This window comes from Burkholderia puraquae (assembly GCF_002099195.1).
GTDB lineage: Bacteria > Pseudomonadota > Gammaproteobacteria > Burkholderiales > Burkholderiaceae > Burkholderia > Burkholderia puraquae.
The window spans coordinates 58,669-85,316 of record NZ_NBYX01000022.1 but is presented as its reverse complement, the minus strand read 5'-3'; the positions used below and the strand labels follow the sequence as shown (position 1 = coordinate 85,316).

The window sequence follows — 26,648 nt, the reverse complement described above, 5'->3', positions numbered from 1 at the left end:
GGTCTGAACATGGCAAGGCATCTTCACGCCGACCGTGAACCCCGGATCGTCGCCGAGTCCAAGTGCCTCGGCCCGTGCGATCCGGCAGAACGCATCCACGTCACGATCATGTTGCGGCGGCAGGAAGAAGGGCAACTCGATACGCTGCTTCACCAGCTCGCCACCGGCGACGCGCAAGCGAAACCGGTGTCGCGCGAAACCTTCGCGCAACGCTTTTCCGCCAATCCCGACGACATTCGCAAGGCCGAGGACTTCGCGCGTCGCCACCAGCTGACGGTCGATCGCGTCGATCCGGTCGAAAGCGTCGTCGTGCTGTCCGGCACGATCCAGCAGTTCGAAGCCGCGTTCAGCGTCAAGCTCGAGCGCTTCGAGCATCAGTCGATCGGCCAGTATCGCGGCCGCTCGGGCCCGATCGCGCTGCCCGACGATCTCGGCGACGCTGTCACGGCCGTGCTCGGCCTCGACAGCCGTCCGCAGGCGCGGCCGCACTTCCGGCTGCGACCGCCGTTCAAGCCCGCGCGCGGCGGCGCGGCGGGCGTCACGTTCACCCCGATCCAGCTGGCGTCGCTGTACGGCTTCCCGGCCGGCGACGGCGCCGGGCAGTGCATCGCGATCATCGAGCTCGGCGGCGGCTACCGCGCGGCCGACATCCAGCAGTATTTCCGCGGGCTCGGCATCAAGACGCCGCCGACGCTCGTCGACGTGAACGTCGGCACCGGCCGCAACACGCCGACCGGCGACCCGAGCGGCCCGGACGGCGAAGTCGCGCTCGACATCGAGATCGCCGGCGCGATCGCACCGGCCGCAAAGATCGCCGTCTACTTCGCGCCGAACAGCGACGCAGGCTTCATCCAGGCCGTCAACGCGGCCGTCAGCGACACGACCAACAAGCCTTCGGTGATCTCGATCAGCTGGGGCGGCCCGGAGGCGATCTGGCAGGCGCAGTCCGCGCAGGCGTTCAACCGCGTGCTGCAGGCGGCCGCTGCGCAGGGCATCACGGTGTGCGCGGCGTCTGGCGACAGCGGCTCGGGCGACGGGCTGCAGGATGGCGCCGATCATGTCGACTTCCCCGCATCGAGCCCGTACGTGCTCGGCTGCGGCGGCACGCAGCTCGACGCGCTGCCGGGGCAGGGCATCCGCAGCGAGGTCACGTGGAACGATGACGCGGCTGGCGGCGGCGCGGGCGGGGGCGGCGTCAGCACGCTGTTCGACCTGCCGGCGTGGCAGCAGGGGTTGACCGTCGCGCGCGCCGACGGCAGCAGCACACCGCTCGCGAAGCGCGGCGTGCCGGACGTCGCCGGCGATGCGTCGCCGCAGACGGGCTACGAAGTGTCGATCGCGGGCACGGCCACGGTGATGGGCGGCACGAGCGCGGTTGCGCCGCTGTGGGCCGCGCTGATCGCGCGGATCAATGCGGCGGCGAGCGCGGCGGGCGGGGCGGCCGCCGGCTGGATCAACCCGGTGCTCTACAGGAATCCGGGTGCGCTGCGCGACATCACGAAGGGCTCGAACGGCACGTATGCGGCCGCGCAGGGCTGGGATGCGTGCACGGGCCTCGGCAGCCCGAACGGCGCGCAGCTCGCCGCGGTCCTGACGCGCAAGCCGTCGAGCTGACGGCCGCGGTACACGTCTTTCCGTATGGCGCGGGCTTCCTGTCCGCGCCTTTTTCTCACCTCCAGGAGCAGCACGATGGGCATCGATTCCGCATCTTCCGGCGGCGTGTATCCGCTGCATCACGGCGACCACAATTCGCATGGCGTGCCGCCGACCGTCAACCCGGTCGCGCTCAGCCACGGCCGCGACCTGCCGTTCTTCGATCCGGTTGCATATGGCAACGGCCCCGACGACTCGGTGACCGACACGACCGAGGCGGCCGCGATCACGCATCACACGATCCTGATCGACGGGAAGCGTATCGCGTACACGGCGACGGCCGGCCACCTCGTGACGGTCGACCCGAGCAGTTCGCAGCCGGCCGCGAAGATCTTCTACGTCGCGTTCACGGCCGACGGCGCGAAGGAGGAAACGCGGCCCGTGACGTTCTTCTATAACGGCGGGCCGGGCTCGTCGTCGGTGTTCGTGCTGTTGGGCTCGTTCGCGCCGAAGCGCATCAAGACGTCGATGCCGGGGTTCACGCCGCCTGCGCCGTACCAGATGGAAGACAACCCGGACAGCATGATCGACCACAGCGACCTGGTGTTCATCAACCCGGTCGGCACCGGCTATTCGGCAGCCGTCGCGCCGAACAAGAACCGCAATTTCTGGGGCGTCGACCAGGACGCGGATTCGCTGAAGCAGTTCATCAAGCGCTACCTGACGAAGAACAACCGCTGGAATTCGCCGAAATACCTGTTCGGCGAATCGTACGGCACCGCGCGCAGCTGCGTGCTCGCGTACAAGCTGCACGAGGACGGCGTCGACCTGAACGGCGTCACGCTGCAATCGTCGATCCTCGACTACCGGCAGGCCGGCAACCCGGTCGGCGCGCTGCCCACCGCGGCGGCCGATGCGTGGTATCACAAGAAGCTCGGCGTCACGCCGGCGCCGACCGATCTCGGCGCGTTCGTCGAGGAAGTCGCGCAGTTCGCGCGCACCGACTACCTGACCGCATTGCGCAACGTGCCGCATGCCGACCCGGCCGCCGTGAAGAAGCTGTCCGGCTATACGGGCATCGATACGGCGACGCTGCAGACGTGGGGGCTCGACATTGCGGGTTACAGCGCGCGCGGCAATTCGCTGTTCCTGACGACGCTGCTGCAGGCACAGGGGCTCGCGCTCGGTTCGTACGACGGCCGCGTGACCGGGATCTCGTCGGGCATCGCCGGCAAGATCGACCCGAACTCGGGCGGCAACGATCCGACGATGACGGCCGTGACGGGCGTCTATACGGCGATGTGGAACAGCTACCTGAACGAGCAGTTGAAGTTCACGTCGAATTCCGCGTTCACCGACCTGAACGACCAGGCGTTCCAGAACTGGGATTTCAGCCACATCGACCCGACCGGCGCGCAGCAGGGCATCGATGCGCAGGGGAACGTGATTCTCTACACGGCCGGCGATCTCGCCGCGGTGATGGCGCTGAACGTCGACCTGAAGGTGCTGTCGGCGAACGGCCTCTACGATTTCGTCACGCCGTTCTACCAGACCGTGATCGACCTGCAGCAGATGCCGCTCGAGGACCAGAAGGTGCGGCAGAACCTGTCCGCGCGTTTCTATCCGTCGGGGCACATGGTGTATCTCGACGGTGGTTCGCGCACCGCGCTCAAGCGCGATCTCGCGACGATGTACGACGCGACGGTCAGCGATACCGGCGCGCGGATGCGGATTCGCGCACTGCAGGCGTCGAAGACGGGCGGGCACGCGTAGCGTTGCCCGTCGTGCACGTGCCGCGCGTGACCGTCATGGTTCGCGCGGCGCCGTGTTGCGGTCGTAGCGGCCGGCTTACGCAGTCGGCCAGTCGAACGGCGTGTACGGCAGCGCGCGCTTGTGGCGCGAAGCGTCGTAGAAGCGCAGCACCGTTTCGTACACGTTGTCGGCGACGCGTTTGCCTTCGAGGAAATCGTCGATCTCGTCGTAGGTGACGCCGTACGCGTGTTCGTCGGGACGCAGCGGGCGCAGTTCCTCGAGGTCGGCCGTCGGCACCTTCATCACGATCAGTTCCTCGCCGCCGAGCGCACGGGCCACCGCGCGCACGCGCCGCTTGTTCAGCCCCGCGAGCGGCAGGATGTCCGCGCCGCCGTCACCGAATTTCGTGAAGAAACCCATCAGCGACTCGGCCGCGTGATCGGTGCCGATCACGATGCCGCGACGCGCACCGGCCACCGCGTACTGCGCGATCATGCGCTCGCGCGCCTTGACGTTGCCATGCACGAAGTCCTGCTGGGCCGGCGTCTCGAACGCATGGCCGGACGCGACCAGCGCGCCGAGCATCGCGTCGGCGGCCGGCTTCACGTTGACGGTCAGTTCCTCGTCCGCGCGCACGAACGCGAGCGCGCGCTGTGCATCGGCTTCGTCGTTTTGCACGCCGTTCGGCAAGCGCATGGCGATGAAGCGGGCGTCGTAGCCACCGGCGCGCAGCTTTTCGACCGACAGCTGTGCGAGCCGGCCGGCCGTCGACGAATCGACGCCGCCGCTGATGCCGAGCACGTAGGTCCGCAGGCCGGTCGAACGCAGGTATTGCGCGAGGAACTCGACGCGGCGGGCGATTTCGGCCTCGGCGTCGAAGTGCGGGGCAACGTTCAGTTCGGCAATGATCGCGCGTTGGCGGCTGGCGTAATCGGCGGATGTCATGAAAGGAGTTCCGGAACGAAATTCAAGGCGCCCATCATAAGCGCAATCGCGGCGCGGCGCCGCGCCGGGCGTGCGATCCGGCGATTTCGCGTTGCTTCGGCGAGACGGGCTGCATCGCCGTGGTGCACGGTGCGCCGGGCGGGGGCAGGATGCCGCGCGACGGGCGTTCTCGCGCCGGCATTCGATGCGCGAGGCGGCCGGCGTTTGCGCGGCCCCATGAGTGCGCAAGCGGGCGGGCGCGTCAGCGCCGCGCGAGCACGACGCCCACCAGCGCGAGCGCGAAGCCGGCGAGCTGGATCGCCGCGAGCGTCTCGCCGAACAGCCAGTAGCCCTGCAGCGCGGCCAGCGGCGGCGCGAGGAACAGCAGCGACGTCGCGCGCGCGGCGTTGCCGCGTCGTAGCATCCACATCAGCATCGTGACCGCGCCGCCGGACAGGAACACGACACCCCATACGAGCGACACCCACAGCGCTGGTGCGCCGATCCAGCGCGTCTCGTGCAGCAGCGCGACGAAGATGGCCGCGACGATTGCCGCACCGAAGTTCTGGATCGCAACTGCCGTGCGCAGGTCGCTCTGTGCGAGCTTGCCTTTCTGGTACAGCGAGCCGGCGGTGATCGACCCGACCGCGAGGACCGAGACGGCGACGACGAGCCACGCAGGCGCGGCGCCCGGCGGCGGCGCGACACCGCCCATGACCTTCGGCGCGAGCACGAGCGCGACGCCGGCGAGCCCGAGCGCCATCCCGAGCCAGCCGCGCGCGGGCAGGCGCTCGTTGAACAGCGGGACGGCGAGCACCGCGGTGGCGAGCGGCTGCAGCGCGCCGAGCAGCGCCATGACGCCCGCGTTCAGCCCTTGCGCGACGGCCCAGTAGCTTGCGCCGAGATAGACGCCCTGCAGCAGCGCGCCCGCGATCAGGTGGCGCGGCCATTCGCGCCGGGCCGGCCACGGCGCGCGCGCGACGAGCGCCACTGCGCCGAACAGCGCGGCCGTGCCCGCGAAACGCGCGAGCAGGAACAGGTTGGGATCGGCGTAGGGCTTGATTGCCCGCGCAACGATGAATCCGGTGGACCAGAGTGCGACGAAAGCGGCGGCGACGATCGAGGTCAGCATGCATGGCGGGCCGCGATGCGGCCGGACAGAATGGTGAAGTCGGCCAGTATCGGGGGAAGCGATGCGGGCGTCTTGTCGAATCCTGCACTCATGCTGCGTGTCGCGCATGCGGCCGTCGGGGCGGGCCGGGGAGAGGGGATGGGTGCCGCCCCTCATGCGGAGCGGGCGAGCGCGAAAGCCGCGGCGATCAGTCGATCGAGAACGTGTCGAGCGGCTGGTTGGCGCGTGCGTCGTTCGCGAAGCGCGCGGCGAGCTGTTCGTAGAGCCGGCGGGCCTCGTCGAGCGTCAGGTCGATCCAGTACGGATCGCCGGCCGCGTCGTTGAGTCGTTCGGGCGGAAACTGGATTTCGATCACACTGCCTTTGCGATACATGGCGCGAGCCCCTTTGTTTGGTCTGTCGTTCGGCGAAGCGCAAAGTGTAGCAACCGGCGCCGCGCCGATTCGCGCGCGTGAGGCAATACAGAATTTCGCTTTCGGAAGACACGGCCTGCCGGGTTTCCCGCCGCAGTCAATTGCCGGTCAAACGGCCGTAATACAATGGCCAGCTCACCCATTACCAGTCGCCTCGGGCGCACACGCGATGCTGGCGGAACAACGTCATCAATTCATCCTGTCGGAGCTCGGACGGTCGGGCGCATTGTCGGTCGCGGAACTCGTCCGCTCGCTCGACGTGTCGCGCGAAACCGTGCGGCGCGACCTGAACGCGCTGGCCGCGCGCGGCCTGCTCGTGATGACGCACGGCGGCGCGCTGGCCGCGGATCGCCGCGAGCCGAGCCTGTCCGAGCGCGAAGCCGCGAACGCGGAAGCGAAGCGCACGATCGGGCGGCGCGCGGCCGAATTCGTGCCCGACGATGCATCGGTGCTGATCGATTCGGGCAGCACGCCGCATGCGGTTGCGCTCGCGCTTGCCGGCCGGCACCGGCTGTCGATCTACACGAACGACTGGCGTACTGCGTTCGTGCTCGCGCGGCGCAACGGCAACCGCGTGACGCTGCTCGGCGGCGAGCTGTCCGACGACGAGGACGCCACCTTCGGGCTCGACACGATCCAGCAGCTCGCGCAGTACCACGTCGATTTCGCGTTCGTCGGCGCCGGCGGCATCACGCCCGACGGCGAATGCACCGACTACTCGCGGCTCGCAGCCGAGGTGCGCAGCCGGATGATCGCGGCGGCCGGCACCGCGATCATCGTCGCCGACCATTCGAAATTCGGCCGCGTGACGCCGGTGCGGATCAACGGCACGGCCGCGGCCCGCTATCTCGTGACCGAATGCGCGCCCGACAAGGCCGTGCGCCGCGCACTGACCGCACGCGGGATCGAACTGCTCGTGTGCGACTGACGCGCGTCCGACATACAAGGTTCATCGATTCGTCATCCCCCGGGAAGAACTGCCGTCAAGACTGACCCATTCACCTCGACCGGCCGCAAGGCCAGGGAGCAACGAATGACCGTCAGCGTGCGCAGCTATCTTTCCCCCACCCTGGTCCTGCTGGCCTTCGACTGGCCCGATGCGGCGTCGCGATCCGATTTCCTCGGCTTCGCGATCCGGCGCACGCCGGGCTTCTGGTCGGCCGGCGGCAAGACGCGCGCGCCGGACAGCTGGCTGCCGAACCGCCTGACGTTCGATGGCCCGGCCGCGCACACGCAGGGCGACGCGCCGACCGACCAGGCGCCGATCCAGAAATTCATGTGGTGGGACGCGCGCATCGATCCGCAGGACCGCGGCGCATCGTTCCGCTATGACGTGTATCCGGTCGTCGGCACGCCGGCGAACCTGCAGGTGCTCGACGCGCAAGCCGGCGTGTGCGACGTCGTGCTGCCCGCGCATATCGAGGATGGCATCGGCACGTGGTTCAACCGCGCGGTGGTCAGCTCGCAGGCGTTTGCGAAGCAGGTGGCGGCGCTGGGCCTCGCGCCGAATGCGGCGCCGAGCGACGCGCAGGCGCTGAAGCTGCGCATGTGGCTCGCGAACGACATGGAACAGGTGTTCGCGGAGATGCTCGACCCCGCATCGCGCGCGGCGTCGGCCGTCTATCACCTGACCGACACGCTGTGGGCGCTGCCCGCGTTCGAAGCGTTCGGGCGCAAGCATGGGGAAGCGTCGCTCGCGATCGTCTACGACGCGCACACGACGGCGCGCAAGGGCAAGCCGCCGCTGCCGTCGCCGAACCAGCCGGCCGTCGATGCGCTGCAGGGTCTCGCGACGCTCGCGCCGCGCGACAGGACGCACATCATGCACGACAAGTTCATCGTGACCGATGCGTCGTCGAATGCGGTGCCCGCACGCGTGCTGACCGGCTCCGCGAACTTCACGACCGAGGGGCTCACGGAGCAGGCGAACGTGCTGCACGCGTTCGACTCGCCCGCGCTTGCCGCGCTGTACAACGATCGCGCGCATGCGCTGGCCGGGAATCCGTCGGTCGCGGAGACGGCGCGGCTGTCGCCGGGCTGGTCGGAACCGATGACGATCGGCAGTGCGCAGGTGCGGCTCGCGTTTTCGCCGGAGCCGGCGGGGCAGCGCACCGAGATCGACACGATTGTCGCCGCGATCGCGGCCGCGAAGCATTCGGTGTCGTTCTGCCTGTTCATGCCGACCGACGCGGCGCTGCGCGATGCGTGCTTCGCGGCCGGCGACCGCGGGCTGATGATGTTCGGGCTGGTGAACAAGATCAATGTCGGCAGCGCGACGAAGGCCGATGCCGAGCAGCAGGCCGGCCAGACGCTCGATGCGGCCACGCTCGCGAACCTCGAGCTGTACCACCGCAGCCGCGACAACCATGACGTGATCGATGCCGCGTATTTCTCGCCGGCCACCGTGCCGCAGGGTTTCGAGCCCGAGCTGCGGCTCTTCCCGGGTGAACCGGCGCCGGCCTTTCCGCCCGTCGTGATCCATCACAAGTTCATCGTGATCGATGCAGAGGGCGCGAATCCGGTCGTCTATACGGGCTCGGCAAACATGAGCCGCAATTCCGAGCAGTACAACGACGAGAACCTGCTCGAGATCCGCGGCCAGCGGATCGCGGCGATCTATCTCGCGGAATTCCTGCGGCTTTACGAGCACTATCGCGCGCGGGCACTGGCGATCAATGCGAAGCAGCACGGCACGGATGCGGGCACGGGCGCGCATGCGCGGCTCGCGCTTGCGCCCGATTCGAGCTGGGCGAAGAAGTATTACGTGGCGGGCAGCCCGGAAGCGAAGGCGCGGATCGCACTGGCGTCGACGGCACCCACGGACTGACGCACGGGAGAGCGGCGGGCGCGGACGGCGCGCGCCCGGTGTACGGCCGGCAGGGAAACCGGCCGCCGCCGCCGCTTACGCAGCGACGTAGCGAAGCACGGCGTCGGCGATCGTGTCGCGATGCCGCGCGCGCAGGCGCGGCGCCGACGGATCGCGGCCGAACGCGGCGCCGAACGTGTAGCGGTTCGACACGCGGTGGAAGCAGAACGAGCTGATCAGCAGGTGCAGGTCGAACGCGTCGATATCCTGGCGGAACGCGCCGCTCGCCGCGCCGCGCTCGACCAGTTCCTCGAGCGTCTTGATGATGCTGACGTTGCGGTTCTTGAACGACTTGAGCTGTTCGAGATACTTCGCGCCGTGGATGTTCTCGATCGACACGAGGCGGACGAAGTCGCGATGCTTGTCGTGATAGTCGAACGTGAATTCGACGAGGCGGCGCATGCCTTCGCGCGGCTCCATGTCGCCGACGTGCAACTCCTGCTCGAGCGCGCGGATGTCGCCGTACACCTTCTCCAGCACGGCCTCGTACAAGCCTTCCTTGCTTTCGAAGTAGTAGTAGAGCATCCGCTTCGTCGTGTTCGTGCGCTCGGCGATGGCATCGACGCGCGCGCCGGCGAGGCCCATCGCGGAAAATTCCTGCGTGGCGACGTCGAGGATATTGCGCTTGGTTTGCTCGGGATCGTATTTGCGCCGCGCATCGGACGGAAGCGCGCGGGTGTCGGACGTGGCGGCCTTGCTTCCTGCTTTCATGTGACTTTATTGTGGCTTCGGCGGCTTGGAAAAGCCATTCTAGCATGTGGGAAATCCCCGCCCGGCCGACCTGGCGCTCTAATCGGCAGGGCGGTTTCGGCCGCCGTGGCCGCCGCTCAGCGGCGGCAGGACGCGAGCGCGTCGCGGGCCTGGTATGCCGTGTACGTGAGCTGCGCGGCGGCGAGGCCCGCCAGCCCGAACGTACGCGTGAGCCCGAACGCGTTGAAGCCTTCCGGCACCGGCCGGCCTTCGGCCAGTGCGGCCGCGAGCGCTTCGCCGGCGACCGTGGTGGGCGCCATCCCGTGGCCGCCGAACGCGATCGCGTGCCACACGCCGTCCGCGTCGCGGCCGATCTGCGGCATCTTGTGCCGCGCGTAGCTCATCAGCCCGCCCCACGCGTAGTCGACCTTCACACCTTCCAGTTGCGGATACACGCGCAGCAGGTCGCGCCGCAGCAGGCGGGCGATCGCGTCGGGGCCGCGGTCGAGCACGGAGATCCGGCCGCCCCACAGGATGCGCGTGTCCTTCAGCGGGCGGTAATAGTCGAACGCGAAACGCGTGTCGTAGATCGCGTACGGGGCGTCGATCGCGTCCGGCAGGCGCGCGCCGAGCGGTTCGGTTGCAATCACGTAGGTCGCGATCGGCAGCACCGCGCGCTCGATTCGCGGCGACACGCCGCGCGCGTAGCCGCCGCCGGCGAATACGACGTCCTTCGCGCGCACCGTGCCCTGTGCCGTGCGCACCACGTACCCGGCGCCTTCGCGCGCGATGCCGAGCGCGGCCGAGCGTTCGTACACGCGTGCGCCGCCTCGCGATGCGGCCGCCGCGACGCCGAGCACGTACTTGAGCGGATGGAAGTGGAAGGCGTTCGGCTCGAACAGGCCGCCGTAATAGCGCTGCGTCTTTAGCCGCTTGCGCAGTGCGTCGGTGGAAACGGGTTCCCAGTCGACGCCGAGTTCATCCTTCATCAGCGTGCGCACGCTGTCGAGCCGGGAAGGATCGTCGAACCAGTTCGCGAGCATCACGCCCTGGTCGACGATGTCGCAGTCGATGCCGTAGCGCGCGATCCGCGCGCGGATCAGGTCGACCGCATCGACGGTGAGCCGGTACAGCCGGCGCCCTTCGTCGCGGCCGAGCGTGCGCAGCAGGTCGGCGTTGTCGAGGCTGTAGCCGCCGAAGACGAAGCCGCCATTGCGGCCCGATGCGCCAAAGCCGACCCGTTCGCTGTCGAGCACGACGACGTCGTGCACGCCGCGCTCGACGAGGCCGAGCGCCGTGCACAGGCCGGCGAGGCCGCCGCCGACGATGCAGACCTGCGTGTCGATCGTGCCGGTCAGTTGCGGGTAGGGCTGGCGGGTAACGGTGGCTTCGTAGAAGTTCTGCATGCGATTTCGTTGCTCGTAACGGCGGAAAAACAGACGGCGCGCGTCGATCTTGCCTGAACGTGCGCGCCGCGTCGAATGGGGGGCCGGGCACCGGCTGCCGCGCCAGGGCGGCGGCCGGTGCGATACGGGCCGGTCCGGGCGGTCAGGCGCCCGGCGTCGGGTTGGCCGGACGGGCGACGTAGCCCGCGTAGCCGGTGTCGGCCTGCGGTGCGATTTCGGGCGTCGCGTTGCGGTCGATCCACGGCGAGATTTCCATGTCTTCGTAGCGCACGAGACGGCATTTGCGCACCAGCGCGTAGCCGAGCCAGATCGCGAGGAAGAACGGCACGCCGATGTAGGTCGCGGCGACGCCGACCCAGTCGATCTTGTCGGAGAGGAACGCCTGGTAATCCTGGCCGAGCGCGACGACCGCGCACAGCGCGAACGCGAACAGCGGGCCGAACGGGAACCACTTCGACCGGTATGGCAACTGGTCGAGCCGGTAGCCCTGCTTCAGGAATCCCTTGCGGAACCGGTAGTGGCTGACCGCGATGCCGAGCCACGTGATGAAGCCGGCCATGCCCGACGTGTTCAGCAGCCACAGGTACACGGTCTTGTCGCCGTACAGCGACGTGAGAAAACACAGCGCGCCGACGGCCGTCGTCGCATACAGCGCGTTGCGCGGCACGCCGCCGCGCGACAGCTTCGCGAAGATCTTCGGCGCACGGCCTTCGACCGCGAGGGTGTAGAGCATCCGCGTGGACGCATACATGCCCGAGTTGCCGGCCGACAGCACGGCCGTCAGGATCACCGCGTTCATCACGCCGGCCGCGAATGCGAGGCCCGCGTGGCGGAACACGAGCGTGAACGGGCTCACGCCGATGTCGGTCACGTCGCTCTTCAGCAGGCTCGGGTCGGTATAGGGAATCAGCACGCCGATCACGAAGATCGCCAGCACGTAGAACAGCAGGATGCGCCAGAAGATCTGGCTCACCGCGCGCGGGATCGTCGTGCGCGGGTTTTCCGATTCGCCGGCCGCGACGCCGATCATTTCGGTGCCCTGGAACGAGAAGCCCGCGATCATCGCGACGCCGAGCATCGTCGCCCAGCCGCCGGCGAACGGCGCATCGCCGATCGTGAAGTTGCCCCAGCCCGCGCTCGAGCCGCCCTGCATGATCCCGAAGATCATCAGCAGGCCGACGCCGACGAACGCGAGCACCGTCAGCACCTTGATCAGCGCGAACCAGTATTCGGCCTCGCCAAAGCCGCGCACCGACAGCGCGTTGAGCGCGAAGATCAACGTGAGGAACAGCGCGCTCCACCAGACCCCCGGCACGTGCGGGAACCAGTAGTTCATCACGAGCTGTGCGGCGACCAGTTCCACCGCCAGGGTCACGGCCCAGCTGTACCAGTAGTTCCAGCCGAGTGCGAAGCCGAAGCCTTCGTCGACGAACTTCGCGCCGTAGGTCGCGAACGAGCCCGACACGGGCATGAACGCGGCCATTTCGCCGAGGCTCGTCATCAGAAAATAGACCATCAGGCCGATCACCATGTACGCGAGCATCGCGCCGCCGGGGCCGGCCTGCGAGATCGACGCGCCGGATGCGACGAACAGGCCCGTGCCGATCGAGCCGCCGATCGCGATCATTCGCAGATGGCGTGCCTGCAGCGCACGATGGAGGGACGGCTTGGACGGACGGGGCGAATCGGGGCGGGCATCTGAATGCATGGCGGGCGCTGGGTGCTGTCTCCGGGATTGTTTTTCGGTGACGAAGCGCGACGCGTTGCTAGCCGCGGGCCGGGCAGCGGCGATGCGGTGCTGGAACGGGCCGGATGAACCGGGCCGCGATGCGGGTCGCCTTCGTCTGTCGTCCGGCAGCCGTCATGGCGGCCGGCGGCGCGCCGGGTGCGTTGCACCTCGACGTCGCCCCGATTGTGGGTGCCCGATGCACGACCGGCAAACGATATTTCAGAACTGGGTGATGCAGGTTTGTCATCAACTTGCGTCGAACCGCGATGCATCCGACGGCCCGGCTACGGGCTTTGGAAACGTCCCATATCGGCACCCAAACGCATCCGTTCGGCCCGTCGAGGTATTGCGTTTTCGGAATGAAGTCGTGAGTTAATATCAATAGCGGCCCGACTTGTGGCCACCGACAATGTGTTTCATGGATCGTGCCTTGCGAGGCGGGAGCGCGCCGTCCGGCCGGGCTTTCGGCGGCGGCGCAGCGCGATGCGCCGAACGGCGCACCGGGCCTGCCGCGCGGCGCATCCGCTTGCACAGGGCGCGCGAACGCGCTCCAATCGAATCACGCGGGCGGCGCTGCCGCCGCACCGATCAATCTGTCCCTGAAGAGGAAGTGATGCAATTCAACGACATTCTTGCCGCGCTCGATATCGATCTCGCCCAGTGGAAAGGCAATGCGCTGACCGCGCGTTCGCCGCTCGACGGCGCGACGCTTGCGACGCTGGCCGTCGACACGCCCGCCGACGCCGAGCGCAAGATCGACGCCGCGCACGACGCATTCCTCAAGTGGCGCACGGTGCCGGCGCCGGTGCGCGGCGAACTCGTGCGCGTGTTCGGCAACGTGCTGCGTGAGCACAAGGCCGAGCTCGGCCGCCTCGTCACCCTCGAGGCCGGCAAGATCACGTCGGAAGGCCTCGGCGAAGTGCAGGAAATGATCGACATCTGCGATTTCGCGGTCGGTCTGTCGCGCCAGCTTTACGGCCTCACGATCGCATCCGAGCGCCCGGGCCACCGGATGATGGAAACGTGGCACCCGATCGGCGTGTGCGGCGTGATCTCGGCGTTCAACTTCCCGGTCGCCGTGTGGGCGTGGAACGCGGCACTCGCATTCGTGTGCGGCGATTCGGTCGTATGGAAGCCGTCCGAGAAGACGCCGCTCACCGCGATCGCATGCCACGTGCTGCTGCAAAAGGCGATCCGCGAATTCGAGAAGACCCATCCGGGCGCCGCGCCGGCGGAGCTGAGCCAGCTGGTGCTCGGCATGCGCGATGTCGGCGAGGTGCTGACGGCATCGAAGAAAGTGCCGGTCGTCAGCGCGACGGGCAGCGTGCGGATGGGCCAGGAAGTTGCGAAGGTGCTGAGCCAGCGTCTCGCGCGCGGCATCCTCGAACTCGGCGGCAACAACGGGATGATCGTCGCGCCGAGCGCCGATCTCGACCTGGTCGTGCGTGCGGTCACGTTCGCGGCGGTCGGTACCGCCGGCCAGCGCTGCACGACGCTGCGCCGCCTGATCGTGCATCGCAGCCTGGTCGAACAGCTGCTGCCGCGCATCGAGAAGGCCTACGCGTCGGTGAAGGTCGGCAGCCCGCTCGAAGAAGGCACGCTGGTCGGCCCGCTGGTCGATCGCGCATCGTTCGATGCGATGCAGAAGGCGCTGGGCGATGCGCGCGAGCAGGGCGGCGAGGTGAAGGGCGGCGAGCGCGTCGATGTCGGTCACGCGGATGCGTACTACGTGCGTCCGGCCATCGTGCGGATGCCGAAGCAATCGGCGGTGGTCGAGCGCGAAACGTTCGCACCGATCCTGTACGTGATGGTCTACGACAACTTCGACGACGCGATCGAACTGCACAACGCGGTGCCGCAGGGCCTGTCGTCGGCGATCTTCACGAACGACATGCGCGAGGCCGAGCAGTTCATGTCGGCAGCGGGCAGCGACTGCGGGATCGTCAACGTGAACATCGGCACGAGCGGCGCGGAGATCGGCGGCGCGTTCGGCGGCGAGAAGGAAACGGGCGGCGGCCGCGAGTCGGGTTCGGATGCATGGAAGGCTTACATGCGCCGCGCGACGAACACGATCAACTACAGCCGTCAGCTGCCGCTGGCGCAGGGCGTGAAGTTCGACGTTTGATGCCGAGCGCCCGGACGGGCGCTGCGTACGAGTAGAAAGGGCCGGCTGCCGCGTTGCGGTGCCGGCCCTTCGTTCATCTGTGCGACGGCAAGCGCGCGAGCCGCGTCATGCGTCTCCCGCCGCCGGCATGTTTTGCACGACCAGCATCTGCGGGCTCGACAGCGTGATCCCCGCCGCGCGCAACCGCTTCAGGATCTCGAACAGCAGATCGCTCTTCGTCGAACTCGCGATCCGCGGGCTCGACACGTAACCCGTCACGCTCAGCGTGATGCCGTCCGGCGTGAGCTGGCTGAACGTGACGGACGGCGCCGGCTTCTCGAGAATCGCCTGGTGCTCGCGATACGCGTCGAGCAGCAGGTCGCGAACCTGCTCGGGATCGGTGTTCAGCGGGAACGTCAGCACCAGCGTCGCGACGCCCTGCGTACTGTTGCCCATCGTCACGTTGCGCAGGTTCTGCGAGATCAGTTGCGAATTCGGCACGATCACGGTCGAGCGGTCGCTCAGCTGGATTTCGGTCGCGCGCACGTTGATGCGGCGGATGTCGCCTTCGACGCCCGCGATGCTGATCATGTCGCCCACTTTCACCGGGCGCTCGGTCAGCAGGATCAGCCCCGACACGAAGTTCTTCACGATCTCCTGCAGGCCGAAACCGATACCCACCGACAACGCACTGACGATCCACGCGAGGTTGTTCCACCTGACGCCGAGCAGCCCGAGCGTCATCAGCACGAGCAGCACGTAGCCGACGTTGGTGAACAGCGTGATCAGCGACACGCGCATTCCCGTATCCATGCCGAGCGCGGGCATGAACTCGCCGTCGAGCCAGCGGCGCAGCGAGCGCAGCAGGTAGAAGCCGATCGCGAACCCGATCACGGCGTTCATGATCCGGTCGGGCATGATGTTCAGGCTCTGCAGCCGCTGGCTGCCGATCATCGCGACCGCGCTGTCGAGCAGGTCGCCCGGTGTCGTGCCGAAGCCGCCCGTCAGCAGCGCGATGGCCGCGATCAGCATCAGCAGGCTCGTACCGAAACCGGACAGGACCGTGCGGGCCTGGTCGAGGTGACGATCCTCGAGCGCGAACAGGTGCTTGATCTGCTGGCCCGTCGTCAGGCTCGACGAGAACAGGCTTTCGCTCGCGTCGCGCGTCAGCTGGATCAGGATGTAGGTGGCGCCCAGCACGATCTCGAACCACACGAGCTCGTAGGTAATGAAGCGCGCGACCGTGATGTAGCCGATCAGGAGTGCGATCAGGGTAGCGATGATGGCCAGCGTGACGGCGGCATGGATCAGCCCGGCGAGCGTCGAGCGCTGCTCGGGCGCTTCGCCGGCGGCCGCGAGCGCGCTGCGCGCGCGATTCGAGCGCAGCAGCGACGCACCGACCGTCACAGCGACGACGAGCGACACGATTCCGCGGCCGAACAGCGTGACCGACAGGCTGGTGTCGACGATCCGGTTGATCGACTCGAGCGTGCCGGACACCAGCAGCAGCGCGGCCAGGATGCCGGGGAACGGCCTCATCGCGAGCGCAACCGGATCGGCGAGCGCGGGCAGGCGCCACGACGGATGCTTCGTGCACAGCAGCGCGCGGCCGAGCCCGGCGATCAGCGCGCAGGTTGCGGCAAGCTTCGCGAACTGGTCCCATAGATCGGTCAGCGCCGGCGTGAGGTCGTAGTGGCGCGCGACGGCGAGGTACAGGATCTGCACGGCAATGGCGGTTGCCAGCAGCGTCGACAGCGCGGTCGACAACGCCAGCGCGCTGCGGCGCAAACGGGTGGCCGGCAGGCGGTTCACGCAGAACCACGCGAGCCCGCGCTCGATGAGCCGGCGGCCGCCCATCCATGCCGCGAACGCGGCAACCAGCAGCAGCACCGTGATCGCTTTTTGTCCGGGCACCCACGACGAGCGCAGCATGTCGAGCATCTCTTCGTCGAAGTCCCCGAGCCGCTGGGCGTCGTCCGGCGAAAGATGGAACAGCGGCAGCCAGAACTGCGCGCTGAAAATGCCGCCCGAACGGAACGCGAGCTGGTTCTTCAGCAGGCCGCGATGCAGCTTCGCGAACTGCTCGTTCAGGTTCGTGAGGCTGGTCTTCTGGTCGGCGGCCTGCTTCAGCGCTGCATCGATCTGTGTCTTGCGTGCGTTGAGCGTGGCCCGTTGCTTCGCGACGGCCGGCGCTTCCGGCGCGGCGCCGTCGGCGGGCGGGGGGCCGAGCACGTCGAGCTGCCCCTGGATCTGCGCGCGCTGCGGAACGAGATCGCCCTGCAGCTTCTCGACATCGGTGCTCAGCTCCTGCGTCGAGTCGCTGAGCCCGTCCAGTTCCTTGCTGTTGGACGCGGTCGAGGTCTGCTGCTTGATGCGGTCCAGTTCGGCCTGCATCTGCTTGAGCTGCGCGACGGCGTCGTTCAGCGAGATGGCCGGCACGGGCGCGCCGACGCCGCTCGCGTTCGGTGCCGAGGCGGCCGCCGGAAACGCCGACGCGGTCGCGATCGCCGCAAACTGCAGCAGCGCGATCAGGGCGATCCGGCGGGCGTAAGTGGATAGTCGTTGTATGAACATGGAATGCTTACGATTTGCCGACAATTCAGGTCGCCGAAAGGCGCCCGGAAGCCGGTGGTTGGCCCGGTAGCATGTTACCGGGGTGTGGAACGCGTGGTTGTACCGATTGCGTACCCCGTTTGTGGCGATTCCGGTGGTGCGTGCCCGCGCGAAACGGTGCACTAGGCCCGGACGGTGGGGCCGACGCCGCCGCGGTGTGGCGACAGATAGCGGTTCTGGCGCGTTTTCGGTACCCGACAGACGGTTACGCAAGTTACACATTATCTGGCGCGAAAATGGGGTGTCCGAATCGGTTCGGTGGCCGATGGCGGCCTGCACGTCATCGCGTTCGAGATATCGGGGCCGGGGTGCGCTCGCATCGGACGGACCTGCCGGTACAATGCAGCGATTCGCCCGACGGCGGCTCGCTGGTCGCCGGACAACAACACGACACGATCAGGAGACGCGCCCACGATGGCCTCAACGGACAGCCTTTCGCAGGCACCTGCCCAATCCCCACCCGTCGACCCCGGCTCCATCTCGGCCCGCCTCGACCGCCTGCCGCCCACCCGCACCGTCTGGAAGCTCGTCGTCCTGCTGAGCCTTGGCTTCTTCTTCGAGCTCTACGACCTGCTCTATAGCGGCTACGTCGCCCCCGGTCTCGTGAAAAGCGGGATCCTGTCGGCGACGACGCACGGCCTGTTCGGCACCACGGGCGTCGCGAGCTTCATCGCCGCGCTGTTCTCCGGCCTCTTCATCGGCACGATCGCATGCGGCTTCCTCGCCGACCGCTTCGGCCGCCGCGCGATCTTCACGTGGTCGCTGCTGTGGTACACGGCCGCCAACGTCGTGATGGCGTTCCAGGACACCGCGGCCGGGCTGAACTTCTGGCGCTTCGTCGTCGGTCTCGGCCTCGGCGTCGAGATGGTGACGATCGGCACGTACATCTCCGAACTCGTGCCGAAGCAGATCCGCGGCCGCGCGTTCGCGTGCGAGCAGGCAGTCGGGTTCGTCGCGGTGCCGGTGGTCGCGTTCCTCGCGTACCTGCTCGTGCCGCACGCACCATTCGGCCTCGATGGCTGGCGCTGGGTCGTGCTGATCGGCGCGCACGGCGCGCTGTTCGTGTGGTGGATTCGCCGCGAACTGCCGGAAAGCCCGCGCTGGCTCGCGCAGCAGGGCCGGGTCGAAGAAGCCGACCGCATCATGCGTGCGCTCGAGGCGAAGGTCGAAGCCGAATACGGCCGGCCGCTGCCGCCGCCCGCACCCGCCGAGCCGGTGCCGCCGCGCGGCAGCTTCCGCGACATGTGGGTGCCGCCGTATCGCAGCCGCACGATCATGATGACGATCTTCAACGTGTTCCAGACGGTCGGCTTCTACGGCTTCGCGAACTGGGTGCCGACGCTGCTGATCAAGCAGGGCATCACGATCACGTCGAGCCTGATGTATTCGAGCGTGATCGCGCTCGCCGCGCCGATCGGCCCGCTGATCGGCCTCGTGATCGCCGACCGGTTCGAGCGCAAGTCGGTGATCGTCGCGATGGCGGCGGCGATCGTCGTCTGCGGGCTGTCGTTCAGCCAGACGACGGTGGGTGCGTTCCTGATCGTGCTCGGCATCGGCCTCACGCTCGCGAGCAACATCATGTCGTACAGCTTCCACGCATACCAGGCCGAGCTGTTCCCGACGTCGATCCGCGCACGGGCCGTCGGCTTCGTCTATTCGTGGAGCCGCTTCTCGGCGATCTTCTCGTCGTTCGTGATCGCGGCCGTGCTGAAGGGCTTCGGCACCTTCGGCGTGTTCGCGTTCATCGCGGGCGCGATGGTGATCGTGATGGCCGCGATCGGGCTCATGGGGCCGCGCACGAAGGGCATCGCGCTCGAAACCATCTCGAAGTAATCGGTAGATGTGCACGCATGTCGCGCGGTTCGCGCGGCATGCGTGCCATGCGTTGCGCTTGTGGCGTATCTAAAATGATATGGCATACGAATCGATTCCGAAAAGCCGCCACGTCGTCGCGAAAATCGCGGCATCGCATATCGATCTCGAACGCCCAACAAACAACATTGCCACGCAATGACGGAGCAGGCGGCAACGAGTTGAAACAAAGCGTGACGAAGCGCAAATTCGCGATGAACCGCGATTTGCGTCGCTGCCGATTCTTGCGTGGACGCGTAAAATGAAGGGCCTGACGACTCATTAGCCGCCATCGGACCGTACGCGTTGCAGCAGCGAACGGCTCCGCCGCGAAGAGGCGTCGGCGCCGGGCGCACACGATGCGCCGGACGTGTCGATGGCTCGCGCGGAAGATGCGCCGCTCGCAACAGCAGCATGCGGCGGCCGGATCGGACGATGGCTTCGAACGTATGATGCCTTTCAGCTTGACGCGGCGATTTGCGAAGCCGCGTTGTCTTGCCCGTGCCGCGGCTGCGTGTATCTGGCTCGCTGCGGCACTGCCGATCTCCGTGCTTGTCGAGCGGCCGGCCTTTGCCGCGTCCGACGCATCGTCGCCTGCCGTTACGCCGTCCTCATCAGTCGAGTCGCCCGCATCGGCAGCTTCTCGCGCGCATCCCGCTTCGTCGGTGCATGCATCGTCCGGTGCGTCGGCGGCGCAGCCCGCGCCTGCCGCATCACACGCGCGTCCTGCGGAGCCTGCCAGCCCGGCATCGGGCGCAGCGGCGGCTTCTGCCGCTTCCGCTGCATCCGCCGCCACACCTGCATCGTCCGCTTCCGCCACGCCCGCCAGCGAGGCCGAGCCACCCGCGCCGACGCCGCCGCGCCGGCACCCGCCCCTGTCGGCGGAAGAGGCGAAAAATGCGACGGCGCGCGCGGTCGACATGCGCAAGCGCTTCACGCAGGAAGTCACGCGGCGCCTGAACGTGCCGGCAAGCGAGCAGCGCGCCTACGGCGAGCGGCTCCAGAAGGCGCTCGTCGATGCGGATCTCGGCGACCTCGCCGGCGAATACGTCGCGATGGTCGACCGCGCGCCGAACGTGCAGGCGCTGTTCATCTACTTCCGGGCGACGCCGGCCAACGCGTGGCTGATGATCGGCGCATCGCCGGTCGGTACCGGCCTGCCGGGCAAGTACGACCATTTCCTGACGCCGCTCGGTGTGTTCCATCACTCGCCGGACAACATGGATTTCCGCGCGGAAGGCACGACGAACGAGAACGGCATTCGCGGTTACGGCAGCCGCGACATGCGCATCTACGACTTCGGCTGGGAGGACGGGGAGCGCGGCTGGGGCAAGGGCGGCGTGTCGCCGATGCGCTTCCAGATGCATGCGACCGACCCCGATCGCCTCGAAGCGCTGCTCGGCATCCGGCACTCGAAAGGGTGCGTGCGGATTCCGGCGTCGCTGAACCTGTTCTTCGACCGCCACGGCCTGCTCGACGACGATTACCAGGCACGCGTCGAAGCGGGCAAGTCGCTGTGGGTGCTGCGTCGCGATCGCGACATCACGCCGATCGCGGGCCGCTACCTGGTCGTGATCGACAGCGCACGCAAGACCCGGCCGGCATGGTCGCCGTTGCCGGGGCGCAAGGCGTGGTCGAAGGTGCCGAAGGGCGGCGACACGGCAGACTGAGCGCCGGGCCGCCGGGCGCGGAAGGCACACGGATGAGAATAAATCCGTTTTATTGACACATAAGAAAAGCAAACTTTTATTATCCGATTCGGGTTCGTATAGTCGAGGCCAGTTTCGCGGAACCCTGCCGCGCCTGGACCACCACCGATCACACGACCCGCATGAAAACTCTCCACAAGCTCGCCCCGCTCGCGATGCTCGGCGCCTTCGCGACCCATGCCGGTGCGCAAAGCAGCATCACGTTGTACGGTCTCATCTCGGCCGGCGTCGGGTACGCGACCAACCAGGGCGGCAAGAACGCGTGGCAGGCGCTGTCCGGCACGAACCAGAACCCGCGCTGGGGGCTGAAGGGCAAGGAGGATCTCGGGCAGGGGCTGTCCGCGGTATTCCAGCTGGAGAACGGCTTCAACGTGATGACGGGCACGGCCGCGCAGAATGGCCGCGAGTTCGGTCGGATGGCCTACGTCGGCCTCGCCGACCGCACCTACGGCTCGCTGACGTTCGGCCGCCAGTACGACGCGATCCACGACTACATCGGGCCCGTGATCATCGCGAGCAACGGCGTGAACATCGGCGACAACGACAACGGCTACAACGACATCCGCGTGCAGAACTCGGTGAAGTACGTGAGCCCCGTCTACTACGGCCTGAAATTCACCGCGCTGTACGGCTTCAGCAACGCGACGGGTTTCGCGAACAACAGCGCATACAGCTTCGGGCTCGGCTACGAGCAGGGTCCGCTGCGCTGGAGCGCGGTCTACGCGCAGTACAACCATCCGTACAGCGCGACGAACCAGGACGGCGCGATCGCGAACGACTATGCGTCGCCGCTGCTGATCTTCAGCAAGAGCGCGATGTCGCCTGCGGCCTACGCTAGCCGGCAGCGGATCGCGGGCACGGGCGGCTTCTACACGATCGGCCGCGCGCAGTTCGCGGCGATGTTTACCGACGTGCGCTACGATTACCTCGACAATTCGCACCTGCACCTGCAGAACCTTGGCGTGAACGTCGTCTACACGATGACGCCGCAGCTCTTTCTCGGCGCCGCGTATGCGTTCACGAACGGCAAGTACGACGTGATCGACAAGCGGCCGAAATGGCACCAGGTGAACCTGCAGGCCGATTACTACCTGTCGAAACGCACCGACGTCGCGCTGACGGTGATCGCGCAGCAGGCGGCCGGCGATGCGGAGCATGCGCAGATCTTCGCGTACGCGCGCTCGACCGGCACGCGCCAGATGATGGCGACGCTCGGCGTCCGGCACGTTTTCTGAGCACCCGGCCATGACCCATCCGATCGCATCCCGCCGCACCTTCCTGAAACTGTCCGCCGCGCTGGCCGGCACCGCGCTGCTGCCCGAAACGGGCGCGTTCGCGGCCGGCGGCGAGGCCGCGCGCCGCACGGTGATCATCGATACCGATCCGGGGCAGGACGACGCCATCGCGATCCTGTTCGCGCTGGGCGCGCAGGACCGGCTCGACGTCCGCGCGCTGACCGCCGTCGCGGGCAACGTGCCGCTCGACCTGACCGAACGCAATGCGCGGATCATCCGTGACTGGGCCGGCCGCACGAAGACGCTGCCCGTTTATGCGGGCTGCCCGCGCCCGCTCGTGCGCGACCTCGTGACGGCCGCGAACGTGCATGGTAAGACCGGGCTCGAAGGTGTCGAACTGCACGAGCCGCGCGCACCGCTTGCTGCCGGCCATGCTGTGTCGTATCTCGTCGATACGCTGAGCCGCGCGGTGCCCGGCAGCGTGACGCTGTGCGCGCTCGGGCCGTTGACGAACATCGCGACCGCGCTGGTCGAAGCACCGCAGATTCGCGGCGCGTTGCGCGAAATCGTGCTGATGGGCGGCGCGTTCTTCGAGCGCGGCAACATCACGCCGGCCGCCGAGTTCAACATCTACGTCGATCCGCAGGCGGCCGAAGTCGTGTTCGGCAGCGGTGTGCCGATCGTCGTGCTGCCGCGCGACGTCGCGGTGAAGGCGCCGATCACGCCGGCACGCGTGGCGCCGTTCCGCGCGCTCGGCAATCGCTGCGGCGCGATCGTCGCGGACATCATGGACGCCGAGCTCGCATACAACAAGAAGCGGCGCGGCGTCGAAGACGCGCCGATGTACGACCCGACCGCGGTCGGCTACCTCGTCGATCCGACGCTGTTCGGTGGACGCAAGGTGAACGTGATGGTCGAGACGACCGGGCAGTGGACGCTCGGCGAGACGGTCATCGACTGGAACGGGCGCAGCGGCCGCGCGGCGAACGCGACGTGGATCAACGAGGTCGACGCGGACCGCTTCTACGCGACGCTCGTCGAGCGCATCGCGAAGCTGCCCTGAACGCGGGCCGCCACGCGGCGAACAGTGAACGGTGAACGCAATCAGATGTGCTTTGCAATCCACTCGCGGCACGCACGCACGTGCGGGCCGCGATCGTCGCCGGCGAGCGAGATCAGCGAGATCGCGCGCGTGACGCGCGGCTTGTCGACGCGCAGCGCGACGAGTTCGGGATCGTGCAGATGCATCGTGTAGAGGCTCGGCAGCACGGCGGTCGCGAGGCCGTTGCGCGCAAGCGCGTAGAGCGGCTCCGTGTATTCCATCCGGTACGTGACGTTCAGGCGCAGCTTTTCGGCGCCGCCGGTGCGGTGCAGCGATTCGCTGACGCTGCCGCGCACGAACACGGCGAGTTCGCGATCGACGAGCTTCGCCCACGTGACGCTCTTCGCGCGGGCGAGCGGATCGTCATGCCGCACGACGATCACGATCTCGTCCTCGAAGAGCTGCCGATAGCGCAGCGTGCCGTCGTCGCTGTCCGGTTCGCGCACGCCGATGCCGAGATCCGCGACGCTGTCGCGCACGGCTTCGACGAGCGCGCTGTTCGGCAGGTCGGTGAGCGTGAAGCGCAGCGTCGGATTCGCATCGCGCAGTGCGTTGAGCGCGGGCAGCAGGCGGCCGGCGACCGACGGGATGAACGCAATGCGCACGGTCTGGATGCGTTCGCCGATGAGCCGCGTCATGTCGTCGAAGGTACCGCGCGCCTGGTTGAGCAGGCGTTCGGCGAGCGGCAGCACGGCAACGCCCGCGGAGGTGAGCGTAAGCCGGTGCGCGGAGCGCGCGAACAGGCGGCCGCCGAGCAGGAACTCGATCTGGCGGATCGACGCGGTGAGCGCGGGCTGCGTGAGCGACAGCGCCTGCGCGGCCTGCGTGAAGCTGCGTGCGTGGGCGAGCACGACGAAGTGCTGGACCTGCCGCAGCGTGAGTGCGGGCAGCAGCGACGAGCGGTCGGACGACATCGGGCAATAACGGTCGGGATGCGGTACGCGGCAGTATAAGACCGCGCTGCGTGTATCGGCACAGGACAATATTCGGAATCACAGGAGAACCACCATGTCAGCGACTGACACGATGCCGGCGCGAGCGCCTGCCAACTGGCTCGAACGCCGCTTCGCGCTCGCCGCGCGCGGCACGAGCGTGCGCACCGAGACGATCGCGGGCGTCACGTCGTTTCTCGCGGCCGCGTACCTGCTCGTCGTGATCCCGTCGCTGCTTGCCACAGGCGGCATGGAGCGCGGCGCGGCGACGACCGCGACGATCATCGTGTTCGTGCTGTTCACCACGCTGATGGGGCTCTACGCGAACCTGCCGTTCCTCGTCGGCCCCGGCATCGGCGGCTCGGTGATCATCGGCGTGACGCTCGCGACGACGGAGCACGTCGGCTGGCAGACGGGCCTCGGCATCGCATGCGTATCGGGCGTGCTGTTCTTCCTGCTGACGATTCTCGGCGCACGCGGCGTCGTGGTGCGGCTGATTCCGGTGCAGATCAAGCTCGGGCTCGGCGCGTCGATCGGGCTGTTCGTCACGATGCTCGGGCTGCGCAATGCGGGGATGGTCGTGGCGAACGCGAAGACCAATGCGTTCGCGCTCGGCGATTTCTCGCGGCCGGGCGCGCTCGTCGCGCTGATCGGCCTTGGGGTCGCGATCGTGCTGCAGGCGCGCAAGGTGCCCGGCGCGATCCTGATCGCGATCCTCGTCGCGGCGGCGGCCGGTGTGCCGCTCGGCGTCACGCATCTGCCCGCGTCGTTCGTGTCGCTGCCGCACAGCATCGCGCCGATCGCGTTCAAGCTGGACATCGGCAGCGCGTTGAGCCTCGCGGCCGCGCCGTACCTGTTCGCGTTCTTCGCGGCGGAATTCTTCTCGACGCTCGGTACCGCGCTCGCGGTCGGCGCGAAGGCGAACCTGCTCGACGAACAGGGCAACCTGCCGAACATCAACCGGCCGTTCCTCGTCGATTCGCTCGCGGCGACGCTCGGGCCCGTGTTCGGCATTCCCGCGCTGACCGCGCTGATCGAATCGGCGGCGGGCGTCGAGGCCGGCGGCCGCAGCGGGCTGTCGTCGCTGGCCGCGGCCGTGCTGTTCGCCGCGATGCTGCTGTTCGTGCCGGTTGCGCTTGCGATCCCGAAGGAGGCGACCGCGCCTGCGCTGATCCTGATCGGGCTGTCGATGTTCGCGACGATCCGCCATACGCATTTCGACGACTTCACCGATGCGCTGCCCGTGATGTCGATGGTGCTGCTTACGCTGATGTCGAACAGCTTCGGCACCGGCATTGCGGGCGGGCTGCTGTGCTACGTGCTCGTCAAGCTGCTGGCCGGCCGCTGGCGCGACGTGTCGTGGGGGCTCGTCGTGCTCGCGCTTCCGCTCGGCTACTACTTCTGGACCGTCGTGAAGCCGCACTGAGAGACGGCTTTCGCGACGCATCGGTACTACCCAAACAGAGACTGCAATGAAGGCAACACCAGGTAACGTCCCGGCCGCGCGCACGGGCATCGAGATCACGCCGGCTCACCGGGCCTTCTTCCACGCGCTGCCGAAGGTCGAGCTGCATTGCCACCTGCTCGGCGCGGTGCGGCACGACACGTTCGTCGCGCTCGCGGAGCGCAGCGGTGCGCCGATCGAGCGCGCGGAGATCGACGCGTTCTATGCGCGCGGCGAGAAGCCGGTCGGCGTGCTGCACGTGCTGCGCGCACTCGACAAGTATCTGCTCACGCAGCCCGACGACCTGCGGCGGATCGCGTACGAGTATCTGGAGGATGCGGCCGCGCACAACGTCAGGCATGCAGAATTCTTCTGGAATCCTACGGGTACGGTGCGTGTGTCGGGCATCGCATATGCGGATGCGCAGGCGGCGATCGTGACGGCGATCCGCGACGCCGCACGCGACTTCGGGATCGGCGCGCGCCTGATCCCGAGCATCGACCGCGAGCAGGATCCGGACGAAGCCGTGGCGATTGTCGAATGGATGAAGGCGAACCGCGCAGACGAAGTAGCGGGGCTCGGGATCGACTATCGCGAGAACGACCGGCCGCCGGAACTGTTCTGGAAGGCTTACCGCCATGCGCGCGCGGCGGGCTTTCGCACGACCGCGCATGCGGGCGAGTTTGGGATGCCGTGGCGCAACGTCGAGACGGCCGTCGATCTGCTGCAGGTGGATCGCGTCGACCACGGCTATACGATCGTCGACAACCCCGAGCTGTGCGCGCGCTATGCGGAGCGCGGCATCGTGTTTACCGTCGTGCCGACGAATTCGTACTACCTGCGTACGCTGCCGCCGGCGCAATGGGCCGAACTGCATCCGATGCGCAAGATGCCGGAGCTCGGGTTGAAGATCCATCCGAACACCGACGATCCGACGCTGCACAAGGTGAACCCTTCGGAAGCGTGGGAGCTGATGTTCAGCCATTTCGGCTTTACCGTGGTCGAGTTGAGGCAGTTCATGCTGAACGGGATCGACGGCGCGTGGGTCGATGACGCGACGAAGGCGGCGTGGCGAGCGGCGTGGGTGCCGGAGTTCGATGCGCTGGCAGATACGCTCGCCGCAGGCTGAGCGCACCTGCGTTGTACGCGGGCCG

The 26,648-nt window shown here is 67.8% G+C and carries 19 protein-coding genes; 11 read left to right on the top strand and 8 right to left on the bottom strand.

Features of this window, described 5'->3' with window-relative positions; translation table 11 throughout:
- Nucleotides 1-9: 9 nt before the first annotated feature.
- Nucleotides 10-1,614, top strand: coding sequence for a S53 family peptidase (locus B7G54_RS30930; RefSeq protein WP_085042526.1), 1,605 nt, complete (start codon nucleotides 10-12; stop codon nucleotides 1,612-1,614).
- A 75-nt stretch (nucleotides 1,615-1,689) separates the two neighbouring features.
- Entirely contained in the window at nucleotides 1,690-3,366 is a 1,677-nt protein-coding gene (locus B7G54_RS30925) for a S10 family peptidase (RefSeq protein ID WP_085042525.1), read from the top strand.
- Nucleotides 3,367-3,441: 75 nt separating this feature from the next.
- On the opposite strand, the gene nadE is transcribed toward B7G54_RS30925, so the two are convergent.
- From nadE to B7G54_RS30910, 3 genes are all read right to left on the bottom strand, one after another.
- A complete protein-coding gene (gene nadE / locus B7G54_RS30920) occupies nucleotides 3,442-4,290 on the bottom strand; it encodes an ammonia-dependent NAD(+) synthetase (RefSeq protein WP_085042524.1) in 849 nt (282 codons plus the stop codon).
- A 241-nt stretch (nucleotides 4,291-4,531) separates the two neighbouring features.
- Nucleotides 4,532-5,401, bottom strand: a complete 870-nt coding sequence (locus tag B7G54_RS30915) for a DMT family transporter (RefSeq protein ID WP_085042522.1) — start codon at nucleotides 5,399-5,401, stop codon at nucleotides 4,532-4,534.
- A 187-nt stretch (nucleotides 5,402-5,588) separates the two neighbouring features.
- Nucleotides 5,589-5,774 (bottom strand): hypothetical protein, encoded by a 186-nt coding sequence (locus B7G54_RS30910; RefSeq protein ID WP_060083291.1) that lies wholly within the window; start codon nucleotides 5,772-5,774, stop codon nucleotides 5,589-5,591.
- A 208-nt stretch (nucleotides 5,775-5,982) separates the two neighbouring features.
- Between B7G54_RS30910 and B7G54_RS30905 the strand changes: the two genes are divergently transcribed.
- Both B7G54_RS30905 and B7G54_RS30900 read left to right on the top strand, forming a co-directional pair.
- A complete protein-coding gene (locus tag B7G54_RS30905) occupies nucleotides 5,983-6,741 on the top strand; it encodes a DeoR/GlpR family DNA-binding transcription regulator (protein WP_085042520.1) in 759 nt (252 codons plus the stop codon).
- Between the two features lie 105 nt (nucleotides 6,742-6,846).
- Nucleotides 6,847-8,640 carry a phospholipase D-like domain-containing protein gene (locus B7G54_RS30900; protein ID WP_085042519.1) on the top strand — a complete coding sequence of 598 codons (1,794 nt, stop codon included), beginning with the start codon at nucleotides 6,847-6,849 and terminating at the stop codon, nucleotides 8,638-8,640.
- A 75-nt stretch (nucleotides 8,641-8,715) separates the two neighbouring features.
- Here B7G54_RS30900 and B7G54_RS30895 read toward each other — a convergent pair whose 3' ends face one another.
- The 3 genes from B7G54_RS30895 to B7G54_RS30885 all read right to left on the bottom strand — a co-directional run bounded on the left by B7G54_RS30895 (nucleotide 8,716) and on the right by B7G54_RS30885 (nucleotide 12,483).
- The gene (locus tag B7G54_RS30895) at nucleotides 8,716-9,390 is read right to left on the bottom strand and encodes a TetR/AcrR family transcriptional regulator (RefSeq protein ID WP_085042517.1); all 675 of its coding nucleotides are present in this window, start codon (nucleotides 9,388-9,390) and stop codon (nucleotides 8,716-8,718) included.
- Between the two features lie 116 nt (nucleotides 9,391-9,506).
- Nucleotides 9,507-10,775 carry an NAD(P)/FAD-dependent oxidoreductase gene (locus B7G54_RS30890; protein WP_085042516.1) on the bottom strand — a complete coding sequence of 423 codons (1,269 nt, stop codon included), beginning with the start codon at nucleotides 10,773-10,775 and terminating at the stop codon, nucleotides 9,507-9,509.
- Nucleotides 10,776-10,917: 142 nt separating this feature from the next.
- A complete protein-coding gene (locus tag B7G54_RS30885; RefSeq protein WP_085042515.1) occupies nucleotides 10,918-12,483 on the bottom strand; it encodes an amino acid permease in 1,566 nt (521 codons plus the stop codon).
- Between the two features lie 634 nt (nucleotides 12,484-13,117).
- On the opposite strand from B7G54_RS30885, the gene amaB reads away from it, so the two are divergent.
- On the top strand, nucleotides 13,118-14,629 hold the full coding sequence (gene amaB, locus B7G54_RS30875; protein WP_085042512.1) for an L-piperidine-6-carboxylate dehydrogenase: 1,512 nt from the start codon (nucleotides 13,118-13,120) through the stop codon (nucleotides 14,627-14,629).
- Between the two features lie 105 nt (nucleotides 14,630-14,734).
- On the opposite strand, the gene B7G54_RS30870 is transcribed toward amaB, so the two are convergent.
- Entirely contained in the window at nucleotides 14,735-17,182 is a 2,448-nt protein-coding gene (locus B7G54_RS30870) for a DUF3772 domain-containing protein (RefSeq protein ID WP_085042511.1), read from the bottom strand.
- A 453-nt stretch (nucleotides 17,183-17,635) separates the two neighbouring features.
- Here B7G54_RS30870 and B7G54_RS30865 point away from each other — a divergent pair, with 453 nt between their 5' ends.
- The 4 genes from B7G54_RS30865 (at nucleotide 17,636) to B7G54_RS30850 (ending at nucleotide 23,079) form a co-directional block, all read left to right on the top strand.
- On the top strand, nucleotides 17,636-19,054 hold the full coding sequence (locus B7G54_RS30865; protein ID WP_085042509.1) for an MFS transporter: 1,419 nt from the start codon (nucleotides 17,636-17,638) through the stop codon (nucleotides 19,052-19,054).
- Nucleotides 19,055-19,431: 377 nt separating this feature from the next.
- Nucleotides 19,432-20,742 (top strand): hypothetical protein, encoded by a 1,311-nt coding sequence (locus B7G54_RS30860; RefSeq protein ID WP_085042508.1) that lies wholly within the window; start codon nucleotides 19,432-19,434, stop codon nucleotides 20,740-20,742.
- A 161-nt stretch (nucleotides 20,743-20,903) separates the two neighbouring features.
- Nucleotides 20,904-22,016: a porin gene (locus tag B7G54_RS30855; RefSeq protein WP_085042506.1), complete on the top strand. Its 1,113-nt coding sequence runs from the start codon at nucleotides 20,904-20,906 to the stop codon at nucleotides 22,014-22,016.
- 10 nt (nucleotides 22,017-22,026) lie between these two features.
- Complete coding sequence (locus tag B7G54_RS30850; RefSeq protein ID WP_085042505.1) at nucleotides 22,027-23,079, top strand: nucleoside hydrolase; 1,053 nt, start codon at nucleotides 22,027-22,029, stop codon at nucleotides 23,077-23,079.
- Nucleotides 23,080-23,120: 41 nt separating this feature from the next.
- Here B7G54_RS30850 and B7G54_RS30845 read toward each other — a convergent pair whose 3' ends face one another.
- Complete coding sequence (locus B7G54_RS30845; protein ID WP_085042503.1) at nucleotides 23,121-24,032, bottom strand: LysR family transcriptional regulator; 912 nt, start codon at nucleotides 24,030-24,032, stop codon at nucleotides 23,121-23,123.
- Between the two features lie 94 nt (nucleotides 24,033-24,126).
- Here B7G54_RS30845 and B7G54_RS30840 point away from each other — a divergent pair, with 94 nt between their 5' ends.
- Both B7G54_RS30840 and add read left to right on the top strand, forming a co-directional pair.
- Entirely contained in the window at nucleotides 24,127-25,476 is a 1,350-nt protein-coding gene (locus B7G54_RS30840) for an NCS2 family permease (RefSeq protein WP_085042501.1), read from the top strand.
- A 46-nt stretch (nucleotides 25,477-25,522) separates the two neighbouring features.
- Nucleotides 25,523-26,623, top strand: a complete 1,101-nt coding sequence (gene add, locus B7G54_RS30835; protein ID WP_085042500.1) for an adenosine deaminase — start codon at nucleotides 25,523-25,525, stop codon at nucleotides 26,621-26,623.
- Nucleotides 26,624-26,648 lie beyond the last annotated feature (25 nt).

What these genes read in the sequence shown, in the direction of transcription:
- B7G54_RS30930 (WP_085042526.1), top strand. Translation starts at nt 10, where the DNA reads ATGGCAAGGCATCTTCACGCCGACCGTGAACCCCGGATCGTCGCCGAG.
- B7G54_RS30925 (WP_085042525.1), top strand. Translation starts at nt 1,690, where the DNA reads ATGGGCATCGATTCCGCATCTTCCGGCGGCGTGTATCCGCTGCATCAC.
- nadE (WP_085042524.1), bottom strand. Translation starts at nt 4,290, where the DNA reads ATGACATCCGCCGATTACGCCAGCCGCCAACGCGCGATCATTGCCGAA.
- B7G54_RS30915 (WP_085042522.1), bottom strand. Translation starts at nt 5,401, where the DNA reads ATGCTGACCTCGATCGTCGCCGCCGCTTTCGTCGCACTCTGGTCCACC.
- B7G54_RS30910 (WP_060083291.1), bottom strand. Translation starts at nt 5,774, where the DNA reads ATGTATCGCAAAGGCAGTGTGATCGAAATCCAGTTTCCGCCCGAACGA.
- B7G54_RS30905 (WP_085042520.1), top strand. Translation starts at nt 5,983, where the DNA reads ATGCTGGCGGAACAACGTCATCAATTCATCCTGTCGGAGCTCGGACGG.
- B7G54_RS30900 (WP_085042519.1), top strand. Translation starts at nt 6,847, where the DNA reads ATGACCGTCAGCGTGCGCAGCTATCTTTCCCCCACCCTGGTCCTGCTG.
- B7G54_RS30895 (WP_085042517.1), bottom strand. Translation starts at nt 9,390, where the DNA reads ATGAAAGCAGGAAGCAAGGCCGCCACGTCCGACACCCGCGCGCTTCCG.
- B7G54_RS30890 (WP_085042516.1), bottom strand. Translation starts at nt 10,775, where the DNA reads ATGCAGAACTTCTACGAAGCCACCGTTACCCGCCAGCCCTACCCGCAA.
- B7G54_RS30885 (WP_085042515.1), bottom strand. Translation starts at nt 12,483, where the DNA reads ATGCATTCAGATGCCCGCCCCGATTCGCCCCGTCCGTCCAAGCCGTCC.
- amaB (WP_085042512.1), top strand. Translation starts at nt 13,118, where the DNA reads ATGCAATTCAACGACATTCTTGCCGCGCTCGATATCGATCTCGCCCAG.
- B7G54_RS30870 (WP_085042511.1), bottom strand. Translation starts at nt 17,182, where the DNA reads ATGTTCATACAACGACTATCCACTTACGCCCGCCGGATCGCCCTGATC.
- B7G54_RS30865 (WP_085042509.1), top strand. Translation starts at nt 17,636, where the DNA reads ATGGCCTCAACGGACAGCCTTTCGCAGGCACCTGCCCAATCCCCACCC.
- B7G54_RS30860 (WP_085042508.1), top strand. Translation starts at nt 19,432, where the DNA reads ATGCGCCGGACGTGTCGATGGCTCGCGCGGAAGATGCGCCGCTCGCAA.
- B7G54_RS30855 (WP_085042506.1), top strand. Translation starts at nt 20,904, where the DNA reads ATGAAAACTCTCCACAAGCTCGCCCCGCTCGCGATGCTCGGCGCCTTC.
- B7G54_RS30850 (WP_085042505.1), top strand. Translation starts at nt 22,027, where the DNA reads ATGACCCATCCGATCGCATCCCGCCGCACCTTCCTGAAACTGTCCGCC.
- B7G54_RS30845 (WP_085042503.1), bottom strand. Translation starts at nt 24,032, where the DNA reads ATGTCGTCCGACCGCTCGTCGCTGCTGCCCGCACTCACGCTGCGGCAG.
- B7G54_RS30840 (WP_085042501.1), top strand. Translation starts at nt 24,127, where the DNA reads ATGTCAGCGACTGACACGATGCCGGCGCGAGCGCCTGCCAACTGGCTC.
- add (WP_085042500.1), top strand. Translation starts at nt 25,523, where the DNA reads ATGAAGGCAACACCAGGTAACGTCCCGGCCGCGCGCACGGGCATCGAG.